The 4,067-nt window shown below is 33.6% G+C and carries 1 protein-coding gene; it reads left to right on the top strand.

Features of this window, described 5'->3' with window-relative positions:
• Window positions 1-4,067: S8 family serine peptidase (locus ERL59_RS19090; RefSeq protein WP_160647844.1), on the top strand; the 4,067-nt coding region annotated here is incomplete at both ends.

Raw genomic sequence — 4,067 nt, 5'->3', positions numbered from 1 at the left:
CATGGAACTCATGTAGCTGGCACCATAGCTGCACTCAATAATAATGAAGGTGTTGTTGGGGTAGCTCCTAAAGGGAATCTGTATGCAGTGAAAGTACTTAATGAAGATGGAAATGGTTCTTATGCACAAGTCATTGAAGGTATTCAATGGGCAATGGATAACAAAATTGATATTATCTCTATGAGTTTTGGAGCAGAAATTTACAGCCAAGCCCTTCATGAAATCATCAAAGAAGCAGTGGATCAAGGGATCTTAGTCATTGCTGCTGCAGGAAATGGTGGTGAAGGTGAACAAACAATAGTGTATCCTGCATTATTTCCTGAAGTCATCTCAGTAGGTTCTGTAGATGAAACCTTAGTGAGAGCTGATTATTCTAGTACAGGTTTAGCATTAGATCTTGTTGCCCCAGGTACTTCGATCTTAAGTACGCTTGAGGATGAAGAGTATGGTGAAATGAGTGGAACTTCGATGGCTGTTCCTCATGTCACGGGGGCAGCAGCTCTCATTTGGGGATCAGATAAGAAGCTTACAGCAAATGAAGTGAAGAACAAATTGTATGAAACTGCAACATCATTAGGTGAAGCTCATGAGTATGGCTTTGGTTTGACCAATGTAGCTGGAGCACTAGAATTAGTAGAAGACTCTGAACAGGTAGATACGGATCAACCAAGTGAACAGGAATCTGAAAATGAAGAAACCATTGAAGAAGAGGGTATAGAAGAAGAACTTGAATCAGAAGAAACCGAAGAAGTACCAGAGGTAATTGATCCTGGAAATGAGAACGGTCTGTCACAAGAAACTGCATTTTCATTTGATGTTAATGAAAAATTAACAGGAGAAATGGGTGATACAGGATACATCTGGTATAAAACAGAACTAGTAGCAGGTCAATCTTATCAATTTGAATCTGACAATAACATAGAATTAGTTCTAACAACTGAAGAATCAGAAAATATTCCTTCTTTTACATTAAACTATATACCAGCAAAAACAGAAATCTATTATTTAAAAATAAGTGGTATAGCAGGAAATTCATTTTATTTAAATACGATTGTTCCTAATATAGATTCACAAGGAATTCCTCCAAAGGAAAGGAAGGAATTACCTCAACTTGAGGGTGATCTTTTACTCATCGCAGCTTATTTTGATCCTGATTTCTTTGATCAATTAAATAAGGAAGAAAAATCAGAGCTATTTCATTTAGAAACTGAATTGATTAATGAAAAAATAGCTGCTTTAAATGAAGAAGACTATAAGACTTTGGAAGAATTGCTTCCAGTGGCCATTACGCAATATCAATATCATACCAATCCAGAAGCGTATATGAAGGAACTACAAAAAGATCAACCAGAGCAATCAGATGTTAATCCTTTGCAAGACTCAGAGAAATTACTTTCAAAAACTGCTGTAGTTGATTATACATTTACAGAATTTAATAATGAGTATACGTATGATATTAAGTCCAATCAATTTGTAGATCCTTTGTATCGAACGGCAAATAGAAGTGCAACAGATATTTATTTACCAGGTAAGAATGGTTTTGACATTGTGCTTACTAGGCAATATAACTCTTTAGATAGTAAAATAATGCAACCAGAGGCAAACCGTAGCTCTAACTATGCAAATGAAATTGATCCAGAAGATGTAAAAAATGGATTTATTGCAACCGGTTGGAGCTTAAACTTACCTTACTTGGAAATGGATCTTGATATTAATGGTAAGATTGTACATGATATCAACTACCTAGGTGAAGATAGCTCAGATGAAGACGTATATGTGAACAATTATATTTTTGATGAAGATGAACCCTCTATGAAATTTGTGTTTACAGTCGAAAATGGGAGTTCTTATGAATTTCGTTTAACTGATATTAATGGTTCTCCAAAGATGGAATTGGTGAATCATCCTTATGTGAATGAAGTTTCTTTGGAAGTTAGAGCCAATGGGTTCAGACAACACTTTAACTTTGAGAATGGTCCTGATCAGTACAATGATAATATGTTAGGTTTTGATATAGAGACATTTACTCTAGGGGTAGGAAACACCCTATACGATTTTGATGATCAAGGTCGTATTATTCAAAAATACAGTCACATTAATAATATGATTGTAGACTATGAATATGTGAACAACGATATTATCATTACAGATACATTGGGTAGAATCATTACGATTTATAGAAATGATGATCTTGTGATCTCTAGGATTAAAGCTATGGATAGTACAGGGAATACGATTCAAGAAGTTAATTATGATACATCCTATAGGTCCCAAAATATAACTTACAAGTATAGTTCAGATTCAAATATAATAGATAGGAATGTTTCTTTTTGGAGGCTTAATGCAGTTAAAGATGAAAGTCACAATGTATTAGAATCCTATGATTACTATACAGTGGATTCAACAACACTAGCTGATTTTAATTTACTATTGGAACCTTACACTCACTATACGAGAGATGATGATGGTAGAAGGATAAGAGATGAAGATGATTATGATGATCCCAATACCTATCTTGAAAAATGGATAAGTGATGATGATAGTACCTTCTTTGAGGTGTTTGACATCTACGATAAACAGATAGATAAATATGCAGAAATCCCGTATTTATTGTTAAAAAATATAACATTTAATAATGGAACACAATTGAAATTTAATTATGATCAGTATAATCCAAGGTGGTTTGATTATGATGGAATTAATGAAATGGGTATGGCTGTAGAGGAACGAAATAGCACACGTTTATTTTTAGACCGTTATGCGTTACAACATATGTCATATCTTGCAGTGAATCGTATTGATTTTAATTACGAAGATGCTGTCAATCCTTCTTCCATGAATTATATTGAATATGAAAATCTTCATAGAGATCATGGTTGGAACTTTAAAGAATATTGGAAAAATGAAAAGTCGAAAATTCCACGACTAAGAAGTTCATCTCGATTCGGGGATAGACAAACCATTAAAGAAACAACATCCAGTGGGAAAGAGACTTATTATCATTATGTAAATAATGGTTCAACATTTTTATTGAATTATACTTGGATCAATGACTCAAAAGAAAGTGAATTTCAGTTTGTTGAAGATGGACAGACATACTTATCTCAATCTAGTGTTGTAACAGAATATAGTTATTTGAGAGATGCTACTAAACCCAGATCCATTTATCAGTATACAGATGAAATTCCTAGTTATTGGGAAAGAGTAGAAGAAGATGGTTATAATGATGCTCTGTTAATAAAAAATGAACAGTTTCCTTTAATTAATAGTTTAGATACAATCAATAAACTTGTCTCTAGATATGAATATGATAGTTACGGTAAAGTTGTACAAGAAGTAGACCCGTTAGGGAATGTAACGACGTATGAATATGATGATGCAAATTTCCATCAACTTTCAAATGTAACTTTATATTCAGCAGATGGTCTAACCACTTATCAAAAAGAACTTTTTTACGATGATTATATGCCAGATTTTACTACGGAAACGTATACGTATCAAGATCCATTCAGTTCGTCAAATAAGTTAGATGTTTTTAAAACAGATGTTCAATATATTAATGAATTGTTAACTTCTTTGGATATCTATGCCTCTGGAGATCAATTTGGTACGGAGAAAATCGTAACGGAAAAAGATTTTACGTACACAGATGATGCAAAGTTAAAAACTGAAACGACAAAAGTGACTTTAGAAGAAGGTCAAAGTCCGACATCTTTAACGATTCAATATGATTATAATACCGATGGAACCATCAAGGAGATCATCTATCCAGATACAAGTGAAGTCGAATATGATTATGACTATCTGGATCGAATTAAAACTTATCGTCAAGTACCATTTGGTGGAGACATTCGAACCACAACCGTTGACTATGTGAACGATGAAAGAAAAGTCACAGTGAATACACCAGACGGTGAGCAAATCGAGAGCTTTTATACTCCATTTGGTTTAAACGTCAAACAAGTCAGAAATGTGAATGGAATTTCAAAAGTTATTAATGAAATTGAATCTAGTGATGGCATCATCACAGATGCGACTAAACCTTATGGAAATAGTGAATTAGGAAC

The organism is Chengkuizengella marina, assembly GCF_009910845.1.
GTDB classification, from domain to species: Bacteria; Bacillota; Bacilli; order Paenibacillales; family KCTC-33759; genus Chengkuizengella; species Chengkuizengella marina.
Note: the sequence above shows the minus strand (reverse complement) of the source record. Positions and strands in the feature narration are given on the sequence as shown.